The organism is Rahnella sp. ATs2, from assembly GCF_051851855.1.
GTDB classification, from domain to species: domain Bacteria; phylum Pseudomonadota; class Gammaproteobacteria; order Enterobacterales; family Enterobacteriaceae; genus Rahnella; species Rahnella variigena.
Genome location: NZ_JBLYPL010000001.1, coordinates 296155 through 316211, shown reverse-complemented (window position 1 = coordinate 316211; position 20057 = coordinate 296155). Strand labels below are relative to the sequence as shown.

The window sequence follows — 20057 nt, the reverse complement described above, 5'->3', positions numbered from 1 at the left end:
TCAGTCAGACGCTGAGGATACGCATCATTTCTGCGTTGTAGCGGTCACCCGCTGCCACGCGGAAAGGAAACACTGCTTCGATCGCCGCGATTTCGGCTTCACTCAGGGAGACATCAAGCGCGGCGATGTTTTCCTCAAGATAATGACGACGCTTGGTGCCAGGGATCGGCACCATGTTGTCGCCACGTGAAAGTACCCATGCCAGCGCCAGCTGCGACGGTTTCACGCCTTTTTCCTGCGCCAGTTCCCCGATTTTTTCCGCCAGTTGCAGATTCTTCGCGAAGTTTTCGCCCTGAAAACGCGGACTTTCACGACGGTAATCATCTGCATCCAGATCATCCACTGAACGGATTTGTCCGGTCAGGAACCCACGACCCAGCGGGCTGTAAGGCACAAAACCGATCCCAAGGCGTTCACACGCCGGTAAAATATCGGCTTCCACATCCCGCGACCAGAGTGAATATTCTGTCTGCAACGCGGTGACCGGATGAACTTTATGCGCCCTTTCCAGAATACTCACCGGCACTTCGCTCAGCCCGATATAACGGATCTTCCCTTCACGCACCAGATCGGACAGCGCGCCCATGGTGTCTTCAACCGGCACGGTGGGATCCGGACGGTGTTGATAATAAAGGTCGATAACCTCGGTGCCCAGACGCTTCAGGCTACCCTCTACCGACTTGCGGACATAATCAGGGTGACCGTTGGTCCCGCGCGCCTGCGGGTTAGCCGGGTCGCGTACAATACCGAATTTGGTAGCTAAAAAGACCTGATTGCGACGCCCTTTCAGAAAGCGCCCGAGCAGTTCTTCATTGGTATACGGCCCGTAAACATCGGCGGTATCAAACATCGTGACGCCCATTTCGAGCGCACGCTCCAGGGTTGCCATCGATTCTTTATCATCCAGACCCGTGGTATAGAAATCGCTCATGCCCATGCAACCCAGTCCCAGTGCAGATACCATCGGACCGTTTTTACCCAACTGACGTTGTTTCATCGGATTTTCCTTTTTGACTCTAAGAGGGAAGTAACGAAGTGAAGTGTGGTTGTTATGTCAGGAAAGATAAATCAGCGAAAACGTGCAACACTGTTCATAAATCGCAAACAATCAGCGGGAAAGTGATGGACCAAATTCTGGCGATGAAAATTTTTATCCGTATTGCCGAACTGGAAAGTTTTAGCCGTGCAGCGGAAGACCTGAATCTGCCACGGGCGACAGTCAGCACGCCCCTTAAACGGCTGGAACAGAAGCTCGGGGTTCGCCTGTTTTTACGCACCACGCGGCAGGTGAAAATCACCGACGAAGGCAAAATTTACTACCAGCGCTGTTTGCAACTGATCTCGGCGCTGGAAGAATCCGACGCCCTGTTTGCACATCACAAAAATCAGCCCGCAGGCATTGTCCGCATCGATATGCCGCATTCTCTGGCACGCGTGATGGTAATCCCCGCGTTACCGGCGTTTTACCAGCGCTATCCGCAAATTACCCTGAGCGTCAGCGCCAATGATAACGCCATCAATCTGCTCGATCAGGGTGTGGATTGTGTGGTGCGCGCCTGGCCTTCAGAAGATGACAATTTGCAGTCGCGCCATCTGGCGGATTTGAAACAAATCACCTGCGCCTCACCTGCGTATTTAGCGAAATTCGGTACACCAGAAACGCCGGAAGATCTCGCCGGACATCAGGCTGTCGGCTACTTTTTTGCCCATCAGCGGGCTGATTCGCATCTGGATTTCATGACTGACGGAAAGGTTGAAAAGCGACAATTACTCAGCAAACTGACCGTCAGTGGTGCTGACGCTTATGTCGCCGCCGCAAAAGCCGGTTTCGGACTGATACAGGCTTCAGAACTGGCGATGGCGCAGGAACTGGAAAAGGGCGAACTGGTGGAAGTATTACATCAGCATCTTCCACCGCCGATGCCGTTATACATCATGTACCCGCCCGGCCGTTTTCTTGCGCCAAGGATCCGTGTGCTGCTTGACTGGCTGATCACGCTGTTTTCCAGCCCCGTTCAACCGGACAATCAGAAAGCCATTCCGGGAAAAATCGTTGATTAAACCATCGATTAACCTGAGGACTCTCTGGCACACTGAACCATTCACGGTGAATATGCTGTTTTTTACATCAAACGTCCGAAATGGGGGAAATAACTATTGACGCCTGTGGGAAAATCTCTAGAATTCGCCCCCGTGGTTGTGTTACTTGCTGATGACATTCCGATGAATGCATCAACACAGTAATCAATTGGAAGCGATGGTGGCGGAATTGGTAGACGCGCTAGCTTCAGGTGTTAGTGTCCTTTGGATGTGAGGGTTCGAGTCCCTCCCTTCGCACCAAAACAACCACAAGATTTATATTGCACGGCACGGTACGCGATGGTGGCGGAATTGGTAGACGCGCTAGCTTCAGGTGTTAGTGTCCTTCGGATGTGAGGGTTCGAGTCCCTCCCTTCGCACCACTCCGGTGATATAAATCAAATCAGCAGTAAGCAGAAATCATCTGTGCGAAGGTGGCGGAATTGGTAGACGCGCTAGCTTCAGGTGTTAGTGTTCTTACGGACGTGAGGGTTCAAGTCCCTCTCTTCGCACCACATGATTCTGTTCTCCGGCTTTTCCTTCCTGTATCAACTCTCTCGCTTTCAGAAAATAAAAAATCCCTGCGGCTTTACTGTGCTTCCTGTTTTTCATCTCTTTTGATTCCTTTTTTTGTAACAATCACTTATCACTATAGACTAAAATTCAGCGTGACCGCAGCCAGTCCACCTGCCAGCGCCATAAATGACGGCAACAGCATATAGTGACGTAACGTGCGATGAAACAACATGACCAGCGTCGCCAGCATTGCGACTACCACCAGCATCCGTAGCTGGTCGAGCGTCATATGCGTCAGCGCCAGCAAAGGCATCAGCGCACAGGGCAGCAACACACCCCAGCCACTGGTGAGACGTTTACCCAGTATCCAGACAACCGCCCAGATCCCACATGCTATGACAATCGCCGGTATCATAACCCTGCTCCAAACGTTGATAATGAGAACCAATATCATATAGGATTTTTTCTCATTTACCACCTATTTGCAGCGGTACCCTCCGTTAGGGTGACACCTGTCGACAAAAGTGCTAATTTTGAAGCCGTAAAACAAATTAGCCATGCAGCCCTATAAAATAGTGACACTAATAACGACATTTATTGAATTCTAATAATTACCCATTTGAACTATTAGCCTGTTTACACGGAATACACCCGCGGTATAAGGCGATAAAACACTTTATCTATTCAGACCACCACACGCTAAATAGAGTAAATTTGATGATATCTCATTCCTATGATGAGCTGCTGAAAAGCAAACATCGGCTGGCGATGTTGCTATTCTTTTTTTTAAATAGTGCCACTGCGCTATTTTCTATGGTTTCTCCGCCAGAAGGCGCATCCTCAATGCCTTTTCCGCTGGTACTGATTTTTGGTCTCTGCGGAGCAGGATTAATATTTTCATTTTTCAGTAAGAAAAATTATTCTGCGCATCTGAATATGTGTTCTGTCATCGTCGGGCTGTTATGGGGATGGCAAATTGCATTTCGTTTTGCTGAAATTAGTCAGACAGATAAAAATTATCTGCTGGTCAGTTTGCTCAGTATATTCTTTATCAGTGCTATCGCTTTATCAGATAATTTTCTGGCTTTTTGCCTCCACGCAGTACCTTCGACTATTTGCGTCATCTTTCTCGACGATTTTCAACATATCGGGCGTATCTTATTTACCGTTTCCCTGCCGCTGATAGGCCTGTGGTTGCATCATCTGATGTTAAAACGCAGCGATGAATTTACACGCAGAATGCTATCCAACCTTTACAGCGAGCGGGAGAAATTCAGCGACCTGAGTATGCTGGATCCGCTCACTGGCCTGTACAACCGGCGCGGACTGCAAAACAAACTGGAAACCCTGTTTAATCAGGCCTCCGGCCACTACGTCATGCTGCTGGATATCGATCACTTCAAAGCCTACAACGACAACTATGGCCATACGATGGGCGACCAGGCGCTGGTGCGCGTGTCTGCTGCCATCCGTGATGCCGTGCGCTCGCGCGACGTAGTTGTGCGCTACGGTGGAGAAGAATTTCTGGTGCTGATGTCCAATGTAAAACAGGAACATGCAGTTCGCATGGCCGAACGTATCCAGAATAAAGTCCTCGGGTTGAATATCCCGCATTTGTTTAATGCGCAGGTATCGACCCACGTCACAGTAAGTGCCGGGCTGGCTGCGCTGGAGGAAGGCGACTTTATTCAGGCTTTAGGTAAAGCAGATACCTCTCTCTATAACGCAAAAAATAGCGGCCGCAATAAAATATTTTATGCGTGGGAAGAGGAAACCGTTGAGGCATCCATTGAAGAAAGAATGGCCTGATAGTGTTTGAAAGTAACAATGATAACAGCGTGTTTATTGTTTTTATTTTCCTGTGACATATTTTAAGTGGACAGATAGTCTTTATTAAAGGCCGGACATTCATTTCTTTTGCATAATCATTCAGCTTTTAGCCAGATTAACGATTCTGGCTAAAAGCTAAACAGTTTATTTATCATGTCGAATGTTACTGAACAATGTTACTTTTCGATTTCATCAATCTGCTTAAATAATCCATTTTCATCGTTCAATCCTGCTTTAATAACCCCGATAAAGATAATCCTAAAGACCATCTTTCCAATGTACTGAACGACCTGCCGGTTGCGCTCATTCTTCTCATTCCATGCGTCAAAAAAACACGCTACTCTGTTGTTTTAACACCATTATTTTCTCCATTTCTTAATCTGTGAACTGACTCACCCTGACCTTCCGGCGAGTGCCAGCACTCATTTTCCTGTGGCACTGACCGGAAGGTCGCTCTGCCGGACACTTCTTACACTACCGTCCAGCCGCAGCCCTGACTTCTGACGGAACAGTAAGGCGCGGCAATTATTACTTATCTCTTCACCAGTACGTTTCTCTACATAAAAAGGTCCGGTGTATGAACAGTTCGATAGCTTTAGGGATTATCTGGCATCTGATAGGAGCGGCCAGCGCAGCTTGCTTCTATGCGCCATTCAAACAAGTAAAACATTGGTCATGGGAAACCATGTGGTCGCTGGGCGGCTTCTTTTCCTGGATCATCCTGCCGTGGGCAGTCAGCTACGTCCTGCTGCCTGATTTTTGGGCCTATTACGGATCATTCACCTTCGCAACCCTGCTGCCCATTTTCCTTTTTGGCGCGATGTGGGGCATCGGCAATATCAACTACGGCCTGACCATGCGCTATCTTGGCATGTCTATGGGGATCGGCATCGCCATCGGCATCACCTTGATTATCGGTACGCTGATGACCCCCATTCTTCAGGGCAAAATCGGCATGCTGTTCGGCACAACAGGCGGCCAGCTTACGCTGCTCGGTGTATTTGTTGCGGTCATCGGCGTAGCTATTGTCAGCTATGCAGGTTTCCTGAAAGAAAAAGCACTGGGCATTAAAGCCGAAGAGTTCAATCTGCGAAAAGGGCTGATTCTGGCGGTGATGTGCGGGATTTTCTCCGCCGGTATGTCTTTCGCCATGAGTGCCGCAGTCCCGATGCATGAGGCCGCACGCGCATTGGGCATTGACCCGCTGTATGTCGCGCTGCCAAGTTACGTCGTGATCATGGGAGGCGGCGCCATCGTGAACCTGGGCTTCTGCTTCGTCCGCCTGGCAACCCGCAAAACCATTTCGTTCCGGGCCGATATGTCTGTGGCGAAATCCCTGCTGCTCACCAATGCCATTTTTTCCATTATCGGCGGCGTGATGTGGTATCTGCAGTTCTTCTTCTACGCCTGGGGTCATGCCAGCATTCCGGCAGAATATGATTATATGAGCTGGATGTTGCACATGAGCTTCTACGTACTGTGCGGCGGCATCGTGGGTCTGGTGCTGAAAGAATGGCTTGGCGTCGGGAAAAAACCGGTGCGCGTTTTGTGTATCGGCGCGCTGGTGATTATTCTGGCTGCGAATATCGTCGGTCTGGGAATGGCATTGTAAATCCACTACACACTTCAAAAGACCACTCATTAAAAGACGGCAGAAATTATTCTGCCGTCATCAGTGACAAAGATATCTTCCCACCCTGCCCGATAAAACGCTGCCGGTAATCACGGGGTGATACTCCACAGGCGCGACTGAAGACCACCGAGAAATAATTACTGTCATCGAAACCGCATTCTGCCGCCACATCACTGATCGTCATGCTGCCATAGCGCAACAGACTCATTGCCCGGCAAAGCCTCAGCTGACGCAAATAATGACTCACATTCATACCGGTATGCTGCTTGAACAACGATCGTAAAGCACGAGGATTCAGCGCATGCTGCTGGCAGAACGTCTCCAGATGGAAGGATTCAGCGATGTTTGCTCGCAGCGCCATCAGCAATAAATCCAGCTGATGTGCATCGGGTAATGCCCCGCTGTCTGGACGCTGGCGAAAACGCAGTAATAACAGCGCCAGTTGCATCAGTAACGCTTCACTCAGTTGCACGGAAAGCGGCTCCGACTTCATACATTCTTTTGCCAATTCTTCCACTTTATCGCGTAAAACTGACATTCCAAGCGTACTCAGCCGCCAGTAGCGTTGCTCCTGACTGACATTCTCATCGGGCAATAATTGCGACCAGTCTGCCGCCAGGCCGAAGCGCTCACGGCAAAAGAGCACGTTATCCAGCGCCAGCTCGTTGACCGATTCGTAACTGTGTCGATCCCGCGAACTAATATAAAACAGGTCACCGCAAGTGATGGGATAAGGGATATCGTTCCAGATATGCAGGCCGTTGCCGCGCCAAACAATCACCAGCTCGTCAAAATCATGATCGTGACTGGGGAAATCCGCCTGCGGATGACGTTCCGCCACCACAACCGAATTTATTCCCGTCAGAAAGAAGTCATTTTTAAAAAGTCTTAGCGACATAGCGACAATCTCAAACCCGTTTGACGACAATATAAACGAGGCAGTTCAGATAAACATTCCCGAAACTGCGAGAGGTGCCGTTTAACGCATCTGATCACGCATGAGTTTTGGCGACACCGAAAACTCCCGACGGAATTGTGTCGAGAAGTGGTTACTGTCACTGAACCCGCAGGCATAAGCGATATCGGTAATACTTTGATCGCTATGATGTAAACGACGGCGCGCTTCGAGTAAACGCAGCCGGTTGAGATAACGCTGCGGTGTCATGCCCGTGTAATGCTTCATCTGCCGGTGCAGGGTTCGCAGTGCCAGCGAAAAACGTTCCGCGGCTTCAGTCCAGTTAACATCCTCACTGTAATGTGACTGGAGCCATTGCAAAAGCTGATTGACCCGGTTTTCCGAGGTATCTCGCAATTGTGGCTGGAAACAATCCTGATAAAGCAAAATCAGCAGTTGTAAAAACAGACTTTCGCGCGTGGCGATGTGTTCCATTTCAACGCTGTCGGGTAATGCTTCAAGCTGAGTAATACAGCTCAGTACCTGTTGCAGCACGCACGGGCTGAGCTGCCAGTGGATCTGCGACTGATAATGATGTTCCTGCGGCAAAAAATGACCGACGTCCTGAATAAAACGGAACGCTTTCGGTGAACGGAACAACACATTGGTCAGACGAAGATTATCAACATTTTCAAAAAGATGGTGATCGCTGGCACGGACAAAACAGACCGTACCGGCGGTCAGAGTGTAGGGATTGTCATTAAAAATGTGCACACCCGATCCGCTTTCCACCAGCATAATCTCGTGGAAATCATGGTAGTGCTCCGGGAATACGTCTTGCGGAAGCCGCCGCTCAACCGTCACGGTCAATTCAGGTGCCGCAAAATAATCATCACCTCTCAGTAACGTCATTTATCGCCTCCGGTTCAAAATCATTGTGTTTCGGGAAACAACCCTACCTTGTGCCCCGCTTTCTTACCTTCAAACCGCAGCGTTAAAAACGTCATAAATGGTCATATTTTAAAGATTCCCCCTGCCGTGATGCAGATCTGCGGCAACGATCACAATCGTCTGCCCCGCATGACGCAGACGCGGTAAATCACAGTTTCAGTCAGCTTTGAACCGTTATGTGATCTGCCTCCCATCTACCTTTTTAATGCTGCCATCCCGCCAAAACCCGTGGCAATCACCGGAAGGTGCCCCCACAACGCCTCCCCTACACTGGCCATATATTCAATAAGGAATGGCCGCTATGAGAACTCACCATCTTGCCGCTATTGACCTCGGCGCTTCCAGCGGCCGGGTGATGCTGGCGACGTTTACCCGTCAGGATCCGCAGCCGGCAGCGACGCTGACACTGAAAGAGATCCACCGTTTTCCTAATAACCTGATCCGCGTTGATGGCCACGATACCTGGGATCTGGATGCGCTGGAAAAACACATTCTTGAGGGGCTGAATCGCCTCGACGCATCCGGCGTTCAGCTTGACGGTATCGGCATTGATACCTGGGGTGTGGATTACGTGCTGCTTGATGAACAGGGCCAGCGGGTCGGTTTGCCAGTGGCTTATCGTGACAACCGTACCGAAGGCGTGATGGCGCGAATGGAGCAGCAGTTTGGCCGCGAGAATTTGTACCAAAAAACCGGTATTCAGTTCATGCCATTTAACACGCTTTACCAGTTGCGTGCGCTGAGCGAACAACAGCCTGAAATCGTCAGTAAAACTGCACACATGCTGATGATCCCGGATTATTTTCTTTACCGCCTCACCGGCAAAATGAACTGGGAATACACCAACGCCAGCACCACACAGATGCTCAATCTCGCCACCGGCGACTGGGATGAAGATTTGCTGAAACTGGCGGGTGTGCCACGCCACTGGTTGCAAAAACCGACACAGCCGGGCAACTCTCCTGGGCTGTGGAAAAGCCCTCGCGGGCGCAGTGTGCCGGTGTTCAGCGTGGCAACACACGACACCGCCAGTGCGGTGGTTGCCGCCCCGCTGACCAGTTCACGCAGCGCCTATCTCAGCTCCGGTACCTGGTCGCTGATGGGCATCGAAAGCCCGAAAGCGTTTAACCATGCGCAGGCACTCCACGACAACATCACCAACGAAGGCGGCATCAACGGCAGCTATCGGGTGTTGAAAAATATCATGGGCTTATGGTTGTTCCAGCGTGTTTGCCGCGAACTGAACATTCAGGATTTGCCGTCCTTAATCACACTGGCTAAACACGTCACACCGTTCACTTATCTGATTAACCCGAACGAAGATTGTTTTATTAATCCGCCCTCTATGGTGGATGCCATTCGCGATGCCTGCCGTCAGGCCGGTGATCCGGTGCCGGAGTCACCTGCAGAGCTGGCGCGCTGTATTTTCGACAGCCTTGCTATGTTGTACCGCAAAATCGCATTGCAACTTGCTGATTTACAAGGCTCGCCGCTGGAAGATATTCACATCGTCGGCGGTGGCAGCCAGAACCAGTTTCTGAACCAGCTTTGTGCTGATATCTGCCAGGTCAGCGTCAGCGCAGGTCCGGTTGAAGCGTCAACCCTGGGCAATATCGGTTGCCAGCTTATGGCGCTGAACGCCGTCAAAGATAACGCTGAATTTCGTCGCATCGTCGCCACGAATTTTGAGCAACACCATTACATTCCACGTATACACGCGGATTTCGCTATTCACTGGCGCCGTTTCCAGGCGCTCTGTCACGTCAATGAGGAACTCGCAGTATGACTTCATCTATCGATCAAGCATGGACACTTGCCAAAGAACGCTTTGCACAGCTGGGTATTGATGCCGAAGCTGCAATCAAACAACTCGATACCCTGCCCGTTTCTATCCATTGCTGGCAGGGGGATGATGTCGCTGGCTTCGAAAACCCGGAAGGCAATCTGACCGGTGGTATCCAGGCGACCGGTAATTATCCCGGTAAAGCGCGGAATGCTCAGCAGCTTCGGGCTGATTTAGAGCTGGCTATTTCGATGATTCCTGGCCCTAACCGGCTTAACCTGCATGCGATTTACCTGGAATCCGATCAGCCCGTTGCGCGTAATGAAATCGAGCCAAAGCATTTTGCTAACTGGGTGGACTGGGCGAAGAAAAACAAACTTGGGCTGGATTTCAATCCTTCCTGCTTCTCACACCCGATGAGCGCCGACGGCTTTACGCTCTCCAGCGCGAACCCGGAAGTCCGTCAGTTCTGGATTGAACACTGCCAGGCCAGCCGCCGCGTCTCGGCCTCATTTGGTCGCGCACTGGGCACGCCTTCCGTGATGAATATCTGGGTACCGGACGGTATGAAAGACCTCACGGTGGATCGTCTGGCACCACGTGAGCGTCTGATGACTGCACTGGATGAAGTGATTTCTGAGAAGTTTGCTCTGAGCGAACACATTGACGCCGTCGAAAGCAAACTGTTCGGTATCGGCTCAGAAAGCTACACCGTGGGCTCAAACGAATTCTATCTCGGTTACGCCGCAAGCCGTGGTACCGCGCTGTGCCTTGATGCCGGTCACTTCCATCCGACTGAAGTGATCTCCGACAAAATTTCCGCCACCATGCTGTATGTGCCACGCCTGCTGCTGCACGTCAGCCGTCCGGTTCGCTGGGACAGCGACCATGTGGTGTTGCTTGACGACGAAACGCAGGCCATCGCCAGCGAAATTGTCCGCCACAACCTGTTTAACCGCGTTCATATCGGGCTGGATTTCTTTGATGCCTCGATCAACCGCATCGCTGCCTGGGTTATCGGCACCCGTAACATGAAAAAAGCCCTGCTTAAAGCGCTGCTGGAACCGACAGATTTACTGAAAAAACTGGAAGTTGAAGGCGATTACACCGCGCGTCTGGCACTGCTGGAAGAACAGAAATCCCTGCCATGGCAGGCCGTGTGGGATATGTATTGCCAGCGCCACGACGTACCGGTCGGCGGCCAGTGGCTGGATACCGTTCGCCATTACGAAACCAGCGTGTTGGCTAAACGCTAAGGTTTGATAAACCCAAAGTATTGCTGACAGCACCGAAGAAAAGCATTCACCTTATTTGCAGGAAAGAACTGATGAAAACATTATTTACCTCGTGGTTTGTGCAGGGCATGGTTAAAGCGACCACCGATATGTGGTTGAAAGGCTGGGATGAGCGCAACGGCGGCAACGTCAGTATGCGACTGCTGCCAGAAGATGTTGCACCTTATAAGAACGATTTTTACGCCCAGCCACGCACGGTTGAACTGACACAGCACGCGCCGGATTTGGCCAACGAATACTTCATCGTGACCGGTTCCGGTAAATTCTTCCGTAACGTGCAACTCGCACCTTCAGAAGCGCTGACCGTTATTCAGCTCGATGATAAAGGCGCCAGCTATAAAATCCTCTGGGGCCTGACCGCAGGTGGTCTGCCGACGTCAGAACTGGCATCGCATCTGCAATCTCACGCCGTGCGTAAACGTGTCACTAACGGTCAGGATCGTGTGATCATGCACTGCCATGCCACTAACCTGATTGCATTGACCTACGTACTGGAACTCGACAGCGCCAAAATCACCCGCAAATTGTGGGAATGCAGCACTGAATGTCTTGTGGTCTTCCCCGACGGCGTGGGTATCGTGCCGTGGATGGTACCGGGTACCGACGGCATCGGCGCAGCCACGTCCGACCGGATGCAACATCACAGCCTGGTGCTGTGGGCATTCCACGGCATCTTCGGCTGCGGCCCGACGCTGGATGACGCATTCGGCCTGATCGACACCGCTGAAAAATCGGCGGAAATTCTGGTGAAAGTGATTTCTATGGGTGGCATGAAACAAACCATCCAGACTGAAGAACTGATTGCCCTCGGCAAACGTTTTGACGTCACGCCTTTCGAGGCCGCACTGAAAGCCTGATCCGGCATTTAATGCTCCAGACCACATAAATCCTGCACGGGGAACAGGGGATGTTTCCCGTAGCAGGAAATGGCAAAGACCACGGAGCAGCGCACAACAGAACATCTATTTTACTTACTCTATAGAGGGAATTTTTATGAGTTTCATGTTGGCACTTCCTAAAATTAGCCTTCACGGTCAGGGCGCAATCGAAGATATGGTTGCGATGCTGGCGACCAAACAACACGGCAAAGCGCTTATCGTCACCGACGGCCAGTTAATCGAACTGGGTCTGCTCGACAGTTTATTCTCCGCACTTAAACAGGCAGGAATGCCTTACGCCATTTACGGCGGCGTGGTGCCCAATCCAACCTCGGCTCATGTTGACGAAGGTTTCCGTCTGTATCAGGAAAACCAGTGCGATTATCTGATCGCTTTCGGCGGCGGCAGCCCGATTGATACCGCTAAAGGCATCAAGATTCTGACTGCTAATCCGGGGCCGGCCACGATGTATTCCGGTGTCGGCAAAGTCACTAAACCGGGTGTATTCCTGGTCGCGATCAACACTACCGCGGGTACTGCCGCTGAACTCACCAGTAATGCGGTGATCATCGACAGTCAGCGTCAGGTGAAAGAAGTGATCATTGATGCAAATCTGATCCCCGATATCGCCGTTGACGATCCGTCGATTATGCTCAAGATCCCGGCCGGCATTACCGCGGCAACCGGTATGGACGCGCTGACGCACGCGATTGAAGCCTATGTATCTGTTGGCGCGCATCCGCTGACTGATCCGACGGCGCTCGCCGCTATTTCTACCATCACGCAATGGCTGCCGAAAGCCGTCGATCACGGCGACGATATTGAAGCTCGCGAGAAAATGGCGCAGGGACAATATCTGGCTGGCATGGCATTTAACAGCGCCGGGCTTGGACTGGTCCATGCGATGGCGCATCAGCCAGGGGCGACGCATAATCTGCCGCACGGTGTGTGTAATGCGATTTTACTGCCAGTCATTGAAGAGTTTAACCGTTCCTCTGCCCCGCACCGTTTTGCCGATATCGCCCGAGCAATGGGTGTGCACACGCAAGGGATCAGCGAAACCCAAGCCAGCATGGCGGCTATTGACGCGATCCGTAAATTATCCGCCCGCGTGGGGATCCCGTCCGGTTTCAAAGAACTGGGGATTAAGGAATCCGATATTGAAGGCTGGCTGGATAAAGCACTGGCTGACCCTTGTGCGCCATGTAATCCGCGTACGCCAACACGTGAAGAAGTTCGCGAGCTTTATCTGAAAGCGATGTAATTTTTAGCTTCTGCCTCTGTGAAGGGGAAGAAAAAGGTGTAATTTCCTTACTCCTCCCCCTGCGAAGGGGGAGGTTGGGAGGGGGTTTAGCAGGCAACTTCAGATTCAACGCTGCCATTAATACCCCACCCCAGCCCTCCCCTTCGCAGGGGAGGGAGTAAATCCAACCTGGAGCAAACATGATCCGTAAATCCTTCGTTATGCAGGTTAATCCAGATGCACACGATGAATATCAGCGTCGTCATTCGCCTATCTGGCCGGAACTGGCGGAAACCCTGAAAGCCCACGGCGCACATCACTACAGCATTTTTCTTGATGAAAAACGTAATCTGCTGTTTGGCTATGTGGAAATTGAATCTGAAGAAAGATGGAATGCCGTGGCAAAAACGGATATTTGCCAGAAATGGTGGAAGCATATGGCAGACGTAATGCCTGCCAATGCCGATAACAGCCCGATCAGTAGCGATCTTAAACCGGTCTTTTACCTCGATTAACCCGCTGACCGGCGGGTTTTCCTTTTACGGCACCCGGATTTTGCGCTTTTGAGGCAGTAAATCGCGTAGCCGCCGGTTTCGCTTTCCCCGAACGTGACGGTGCAAACTTCGGATCAAATCCATCCGGGGGTACCAGACAATCAGGCCGGATCCCAATCAGGCGGCGCATCCCCATTGCGGTCAGTGCCTCGCGGATCACTGGCCAGTTCACCGGATCATGATAGCGCAGCAACGCTTTATGCAACCGCCGCTGACGATCCCCTTTCGGCACCACCACATCTTCACTTTTATAATCCACTTTGCTGAGCGGATTCTTGCCGCTGTAATACATGGTGGTCGCACTGGCGAGCGGTGACGGATAGAAGTTCTGCACCTGATCCAGACGGAAGCGGTTTTTCTTCAGCCACAGCGCCAGATTGATCATATCTTCAGTGCGCGTGCCCGGATGCGCAGAGATAAAATACGGGATCAGATACTGCTCTTTCCCGGCCTGTTTCGAGTAGCTGTCGAACAGTTCCTTGAACCGGTAATAGCTGCCCATGCCCGGTTTCATCATTTTTGACAGTGGCCCGGTTTCGGTATGCTCCGGCGCGATCTTCAGATAACCGCCCACGTGATGCTCTGCCAGCTCTTTAATATAACGCGGATCCTCTACCGCCAGATCATAACGTACTCCCGAAGCGATCAGGATTTTCTTGATACCTTTCAGGCTGCGCGTACGGCGATAAAGGTTGATCGTCGGCTCATGGTTGGTGTCCATGTGTGTGCAGATTTCAGGGTAAACGCAGGAAGCACGGCGGCAGCTTTGCTCCGCTTTTGGCGACTGACAGCGCAGCATATACATGTTGGCCGTCGGACCACCAAGATCGGAAATTACACCGGTGAATCCCGGTACGCTGTCGCGGATCTCTTCGATTTCACGCACGATCGACTCTTCCGAGCGGCTCTGAATGATCCGCCCTTCATGCTCGGTGATCGAACAAAATGCGCAACCGCCGTAACAGCCACGCATGATATTGATCGAGAAACGGATCATGTCATACGCCGGAATAGTCGCTTTACCGTAAGAGGGATGTGGCACGCGCTGGAAAGGCAATCCAAAGACTTCATCCATCTCCTCAGTAGAAAGGGGAATTGCCGGTGGATTGATCCACACATAGCGGTCACCGTGTTTTTGCATTAGCGCACGGGCACAACCCGGGTTGGTTTCATGATGCAAAATGCGCGAGGTATGGGCATACAGCACCTTGTCGCCCTTCACTTTTTCAAATGACGGCAGCAGAACGTAGGTTTTCTCCCACGGTTTCGGCTTAGGCGCACGCACCGTCACCGGCTGCGGGGCATCTGGCGCAGGCAGTTCACCTTCTGAACAGGGTAAGTCTTCGCCGTACGGATTCATGATCGGCTCAATGCGCCCCGGCTTATCGAGGCGCGTGGAGTCCACACCGCTCCAGCCGATCAGCGCCGTTTTACGCATCACCGCCGTATTGCGTACGTCATGAATATCCGTAATGGATTCGCCCGCCGCCAGACGGTGCGCCACTTCCACCAGTGGCCTTTCGCCGTTGCCATAAATCAGCATGTCAGCTTTGGAATCCACCAGCACAGAGCGCCGCACGGTATCGGACCAGTAATCGTAATGCGCGATACGCCGCAGACTGGCTTCAATGCCGCCGAGCAACACCGGCACATCGCTGAAAGCTTCTTTGCAGCGCTGAGTGTAAACCAGCGTCGCGCGATCCGGACGTTTACCGCCCACGTTGCCCGGCGTATAGGCATCGTCATGGCGCAGCTTCCGGTCGGCGGTATAACGGTTGATCATCGAATCCATATTGCCGGCAGTCACGCCATAAAACAGATTCGGTTTGCCAAGCCGCATGAAATCTTCTTTGTTGGTCCAGTCCGGCTGAGCAATGATCCCGACGCGAAACCCCTGTGCTTCCAGCATCCTGCCAATGATCGCCATGCCAAAACTCGGATGATCGACGTACGCATCTCCAGTCACCACGATCACATCGCAACTGTCCCAGCCCAGTTCATCCATTTCCGCCCGGCTCATTGGGAAAAACGGCGCGGTGCCATAGCATTCCGCCCAGTAACGTGGGTAAGAAAATAAGGTGCGATCGGGTTGGATCAGGCTGACTGGCATAATGTAGTTTCTTCGTTCGGCGGCAAATAATTGGCCGCAAATTATACGGGGACAGAAACCACTGCGGGTGAGCAAATCGCCTAAATTTGTTTTAGATCAACTTCTTCTTTTTAGCTATCGGGATCCCAACCGGGCTATTTAATTTCCTCCGTAATTGAGATTTCTGAATATGTCATTTCCTGTATCTGCGGATTAAAGAGTGCTCAAATGATCCGTTAATTACTTTCACATTGAAGGATCATCATGGCCATGGACAGTAAACAATTTCAAAAATTATTGTTGCCAAAACTCAGGGAAGCGATGCTTTATACACGCTCAAGAATCCCCATGAAATCAGCCAATAAATTCTATCCTGATAAAAGAATGATCGATGGGTTGATGATGACCAATCCCGACAAGTACCGGATGCATTCTCTGGGCGGAGACAGGGATCGTTCTCTGAATCTGGCCGCTAACAGAAAGCTCAAACTGGCACCACAACAGGTTTATCGGAAGTACGAACAGGATCACCGCAACGGGATACGCAATGCCGGTAACTGTGGTGAAAATGCCATGATCGCGTTCTGGTATCTCACTGAACATATTCGTGAACTTGAAAAACTCGTCAAAACGCCAATAAAAATACTCACTATTTTTCTCAAGCACCCTGTCGATCACAGCCTGGTATTAGTAGGAACTGAACCCCCGCGCGGCAGCGGAAAAATTATGGAAAATACGTTAATTTGCGACCCGTGGGGAAAAATTGTCTGTCCTCTGGCGCATTATTCTCTCGAATGGAAAATGAAAATGAATAAATGGTCGAACCGTGGCCTGAAGGGGAAATGTGGCCGTGGAACTTACGATCCTTTTTACGACCAATGTTCCAGAGAAAGTGTGCGCGTTGGACGACTGCTTATTTCAGAGCAAACGTATTCCGGTAAAACCCAGAGAATAAAGGATACAAAGACCTACTCGCTGATAAACAAAAACGAATTTTCATAACGTAACGTAGTTAAAGGACGGGTAATGACATTCTCTTAAAGGCCTGCCAATTTGCCGCAGGCCTTTATTTTAAAAGAAAAACTCTTATTTCTTCGCCAGTGCTTCAAACACTTTTTCGACTGCGACGGCACCCGGATCTTTGACGCCTTTCAGGCTGTCGCTGCTCAGATAGGATGAGCGCCCGGCGTTAGCTTTCTTCATGCTGGCCGTGTCTTTGGCACCTTTGGCGGCGGCTTTCGCTGCACCTTTCAGCGCATCTTTCTTGCCAAGGGCTTCCAGCGCGGGCTGAAGTGCGTCGATCATCGTGCGATCGCCGAGGTCAGCACCGCCATAATGCTTCATGCGCTCAAGACCGAACAGCAGCGCTTTTGGTAATTTCTCGCCCTCAGCGACTTTCTTACCCGCAGCCGTGAAGAAGATCGACATCAGCACGCCGCTCGATCCGCCCATCACTGTTGCCAGACGATCGCCGACTACGCCAAGAAGATCGGCAACATTATTCAGCGGCAATTTTTTGCCTTTGTTCTGCTTCTGGATATCGCGCGCGCCGGTGGCAAATGTCGAACCGGTATCGCCGTCACCCACTTTGGCATCGAGCTTATTCAGTTCATCTTCCAGACCGGAAAGTGTCTGTGTGATGGTTTCGACGATCTTGCCGACTTCAGCATTCGATGATGCCTTAACAGATTTTTTATCGCTGATGGCTTTACCTTTCTTGGTCGCCAGTTTTTCCAGCTTAACCAGCGGATGCCAGCCCGCGGCCTCCACCTCTGCCAGCAACGCCTCTTCAATTCCGCCTTTCAACGCGATCACGGAAAGCGAAAAACCTTTCATATCCAGCGCACTGACGAGTGAGGCGGGTCCGATGAGATAACGCACCGAACTGCCCAGCGCTGAATGCACCACTTCTTTAGTAATCTGACTCATTTCAAGCGGAGAAACACCGCCGAGGTTATTGATCAATACCGCCAGCTTGTCGCTTTTTTTCACATGCTGCTGGAGCTTTTCAACCAGCGTATCCACCACTTTTTTACTGTTCTGAGTTTTCATCGTCGAGACGCCCGGCTCGCCGTGAATACCCAATCCCAGCTCAACGTGGCCCGATTCGATACGCTGTTCTTCTTCATCTTCGCCGCCGCCCGGCAGACTGCAACCTGCGGCAGCCACTCCAATACTCGCCGTGGCATCAATGGCCTGCTGCGCAATTTTGGTGACGTCTTTGAGAGATTTCCCCTGCTCTGCGGCATAACCGGCAATTTTATGCACCAGCGCCGTCCCCGCGATGCCGCGAGGCTGCTTGTTGTCCGGCAGAGAAATGTCGTCGGATACCATCACCAGCTCGACGTCGTAGCCCATGCCTTTAGCTTTCTCGGCCGCCAGACCAAAGTTCAGACGGTCGCCGGTGTAGTTTTTCACAATCAGCAGGCAGCCCGCTTTACCGGTGACCGCCACAATCGCATTCAGCACGGCGTCCACGCTCGGTGACGCAAACACTTCGCCGCATACCGCCGCGGTGAGCATACCCTTACCGACAAAACCGACGTGTGCCGGTTCGTGACCGGAGCCACCGCCGGAAATCAGGGCGACTTTTTTCTTATCCCAGTCGCGGCGAACGACCACGCGGATAGCCGGATCGACGTCCAGTTTTGCCAGATTTTTGTAGGGAGAGGTCAGGATCACCCCTTCGATAACATCGTTAATCAGAGACTTACGGTCATTCATAAAGAATTTAGACATGCCGGATCTTTCCTTTTAACTGTTTTCCAGGTGTTGTGAGGCAGAAAAAAACATACCTCTGCGTAATGCAGGTATCTGAAAACATAGCACAGGACAAAAATCAGGAAGGAGACGAGAAAGGCGGTTTCCCGCCTTTTTAGGAAATGATGTAGAAAGAAATCAATTACACGCTAACACTTTAATCGCTAAGCCCCCGGTCGAGGTTTCACGGTATTTTGAGTTCATGTCTTTGCCGGTTTCGTACATGGTTTCGATGACTTTATCGAGACACACGCGCGGCTCGCTGGTACGGCGCAGTGCCATACGTGAAGCATTGACCGCTTTAACCGCCGAAATAGCATTTCGTTCGATGCACGGCACCTGAACCTGTCCGGCGAGCGGATCACACGTCAGCCCGAGGTGATGTTCCATGGCGATTTCTGCCGCCATAAACACCTGCGCCGTGCTGCCGCCCAGCAGCTCAGTCAGACCGGCTGCCGCCATGGAACAGGCCACGCCGACTTCGCCCTGACAGCCGACTTCTGCACCGGAAATCGAGGCGTTCATTTTGAACAGAATGCCCACCGCGCCGGATGCGAGGAAGAAACGACTGTAAGAATCCGGGCTGATCGGACGGATGAACTGATCGTAATACGTCAGCACCGCCGGAATGATGCCACACGCACCGTTGGTCGGTGCGGTCACAACCCTTCCGCCTGCCGCGTTTTCTTCGTTCACAGCCATCGCGTACATATTGATCCAGTCCACCACGCCCATCGGATCAACGTTGTTTTTATCCTGCGTCACCAGAATACGACGCAGCGCCGCGGCGCGACGGTTGATTTTCATCGGGCCTGGCAACAGCCCTTCGGTATGAATACCGCGCGTAATGCCTTCGCTCATCACATTCCAGATAGCCGCAAAGTGTTCGCTGATTTCTGCACGTGTATGGCTGGCCAGCTCGTTTTGCAGCATCAGCGCCGACAGTGACAGGCCGGTGTCGGTGCAATGCTTTTGCAAATCACTGGCCGAACGGAACGGGTAAGGTCGCTCCACAGGGTTTTCATCCTGCAGGCCAAATTTGCTGGCTTCGACAATAAAGCCGCCGCCAATTGAATAATAGGTTTGCGTATACAGCAGCTCATCACCGTTGAACGCACTGATTGTCATGCCATTTTCGTGTAAAGGCAGATTATTAAAATGGAAATTCATCCCGGAACCGGCCGGGAAATCCACTTCCTTCGCGCCCTTGCCGAGCATCAGTCGCCCGGAAGTTTCCACCTGGCGGATAAACGCCGGGATCGCATCAATATCCACATCGTCCGGCATATTGCCAGCCAGCCCCATGATGATCGCCAGATCGGTGTGGTGGCCTTTACCGGTTAACGATAAAGAACCATAGACATCGACGACCACGCGGGTGGTATGAGTAATATGGCCAGAAGAGATAAGTTCATCAGTGAATATTTTCCCGGCTTTCATCGGGCCAACAGTATGCGAACTGGAAGGACCAATACCAATTTTGAAAATATCGAAGACGCTGATCACGGTGGGCACTCCATGTGAATAAGATGACGGGCAAAAAATACGGGA

At 51.6% G+C, this 20057-nt stretch carries 16 protein-coding genes and 3 tRNA genes; 12 read left to right on the top strand and 7 right to left on the bottom strand.

The genetic code is table 11. The features are described 5' to 3' along the window. Positions 1-4: 4 nt before the first annotated feature. On the bottom strand, positions 5-997 hold the full coding sequence (locus ACJY2G_RS01435) for an aldo/keto reductase (protein WP_430319940.1): 993 nt from the start codon (positions 995-997) through the stop codon (positions 5-7). 125 nt (positions 998-1122) lie between these two features. Between ACJY2G_RS01435 and ACJY2G_RS01430 the strand changes: the two genes are divergently transcribed. From ACJY2G_RS01430 to ACJY2G_RS01415, 4 genes are all read left to right on the top strand, one after another. Continuing rightward, on the top strand, positions 1123-2061 hold the full coding sequence (locus ACJY2G_RS01430; RefSeq protein ID WP_439291099.1) for a LysR substrate-binding domain-containing protein: 939 nt from the start codon (positions 1123-1125) through the stop codon (positions 2059-2061). A gap of 193 nt (positions 2062-2254) precedes the next feature. Next, positions 2255-2340: transfer RNA gene (locus ACJY2G_RS01425), tRNA-Leu, on the top strand. A 36-nt stretch (positions 2341-2376) separates the two neighbouring features. Then, positions 2377-2462, top strand: a tRNA-Leu gene (locus tag ACJY2G_RS01420). Between the two features lie 45 nt (positions 2463-2507). Further along, positions 2508-2594, top strand: a tRNA-Leu gene (locus ACJY2G_RS01415). Positions 2595-2728: 134 nt separating this feature from the next. Here the strand turns inward: ACJY2G_RS01415 and ACJY2G_RS01410 are convergent. Next, on the bottom strand, positions 2729-3010 hold the full coding sequence (locus ACJY2G_RS01410) for a DUF1435 domain-containing protein (protein ID WP_112289049.1): 282 nt from the start codon (positions 3008-3010) through the stop codon (positions 2729-2731). A 302-nt stretch (positions 3011-3312) separates the two neighbouring features. Here ACJY2G_RS01410 and ACJY2G_RS01405 point away from each other — a divergent pair, with 302 nt between their 5' ends. Both ACJY2G_RS01405 and rhaT read left to right on the top strand, forming a co-directional pair. Then, on the top strand, positions 3313-4404 hold the full coding sequence (locus ACJY2G_RS01405) for a GGDEF domain-containing protein (RefSeq protein ID WP_430319939.1): 1092 nt from the start codon (positions 3313-3315) through the stop codon (positions 4402-4404). Between the two features lie 598 nt (positions 4405-5002). Then, positions 5003-6037, top strand: a complete 1035-nt coding sequence (gene rhaT, locus ACJY2G_RS01400; protein WP_112289043.1) for an L-rhamnose/proton symporter RhaT — start codon at positions 5003-5005, stop codon at positions 6035-6037. Between the two features lie 46 nt (positions 6038-6083). On the opposite strand, the gene rhaR is transcribed toward rhaT, so the two are convergent. Both rhaR and rhaS read right to left on the bottom strand, forming a co-directional pair. Further along, complete coding sequence (gene rhaR / locus ACJY2G_RS01395; RefSeq protein WP_120161984.1) at positions 6084-6956, bottom strand: HTH-type transcriptional activator RhaR; 873 nt, start codon at positions 6954-6956, stop codon at positions 6084-6086. 81 nt (positions 6957-7037) lie between these two features. Beyond that, the gene (gene rhaS, locus ACJY2G_RS01390) at positions 7038-7865 is read right to left on the bottom strand and encodes an HTH-type transcriptional activator RhaS (protein WP_279918421.1); all 828 of its coding nucleotides are present in this window, start codon (positions 7863-7865) and stop codon (positions 7038-7040) included. Positions 7866-8205: 340 nt separating this feature from the next. Between rhaS and rhaB the strand changes: the two genes are divergently transcribed. From rhaB to rhaM, 5 genes are all read left to right on the top strand, one after another. Continuing rightward, positions 8206-9690, top strand: coding sequence for a rhamnulokinase (rhaB, locus tag ACJY2G_RS01385; RefSeq protein ID WP_120161986.1), 1485 nt, complete (start codon positions 8206-8208; stop codon positions 9688-9690). Next, positions 9687-10943 (top strand): L-rhamnose isomerase, encoded by a 1257-nt coding sequence (locus ACJY2G_RS01380; protein WP_430319938.1) that lies wholly within the window; start codon positions 9687-9689, stop codon positions 10941-10943. Before rhaB ends, ACJY2G_RS01380 begins: the two co-directional genes overlap by 4 nt. A gap of 71 nt (positions 10944-11014) precedes the next feature. Further along, positions 11015-11839 (top strand): rhamnulose-1-phosphate aldolase, encoded by an 825-nt coding sequence (gene rhaD / locus ACJY2G_RS01375; protein WP_120161987.1) that lies wholly within the window; start codon positions 11015-11017, stop codon positions 11837-11839. A gap of 136 nt (positions 11840-11975) precedes the next feature. Then, complete coding sequence (gene fucO, locus ACJY2G_RS01370; protein ID WP_129639674.1) at positions 11976-13124, top strand: lactaldehyde reductase; 1149 nt, start codon at positions 11976-11978, stop codon at positions 13122-13124. 179 nt (positions 13125-13303) lie between these two features. Then, the gene (gene rhaM / locus ACJY2G_RS01365) at positions 13304-13618 is read left to right on the top strand and encodes an L-rhamnose mutarotase (protein WP_120161989.1); all 315 of its coding nucleotides are present in this window, start codon (positions 13304-13306) and stop codon (positions 13616-13618) included. Here rhaM and ACJY2G_RS01360 read toward each other — a convergent pair. Further along, entirely contained in the window at positions 13593-15767 is a 2175-nt protein-coding gene (locus tag ACJY2G_RS01360) for a YgiQ family radical SAM protein (RefSeq protein WP_279918424.1), read from the bottom strand. The two genes, rhaM and ACJY2G_RS01360, sit on opposite strands and share 26 nt — an antisense overlap. A gap of 249 nt (positions 15768-16016) precedes the next feature. Here ACJY2G_RS01360 and ACJY2G_RS01355 point away from each other — a divergent pair, with 249 nt between their 5' ends. Next, positions 16017-16748 carry a hypothetical protein gene (locus ACJY2G_RS01355; RefSeq protein WP_120162005.1) on the top strand — a complete coding sequence of 244 codons (732 nt, stop codon included), beginning with the start codon at positions 16017-16019 and terminating at the stop codon, positions 16746-16748. 84 nt (positions 16749-16832) lie between these two features. Here the strand turns inward: ACJY2G_RS01355 and ACJY2G_RS01350 are convergent, their stop codons facing one another. Then, on the bottom strand, positions 16833-18485 hold the full coding sequence (locus ACJY2G_RS01350; protein ID WP_113876284.1) for a dihydroxyacetone kinase subunit DhaK: 1653 nt from the start codon (positions 18483-18485) through the stop codon (positions 16833-16835). A gap of 159 nt (positions 18486-18644) precedes the next feature. After that, positions 18645-20012 (bottom strand): L-serine ammonia-lyase, encoded by a 1368-nt coding sequence (locus ACJY2G_RS01345; RefSeq protein WP_430319937.1) that lies wholly within the window; start codon positions 20010-20012, stop codon positions 18645-18647. Positions 20013-20057 lie beyond the last annotated feature (45 nt).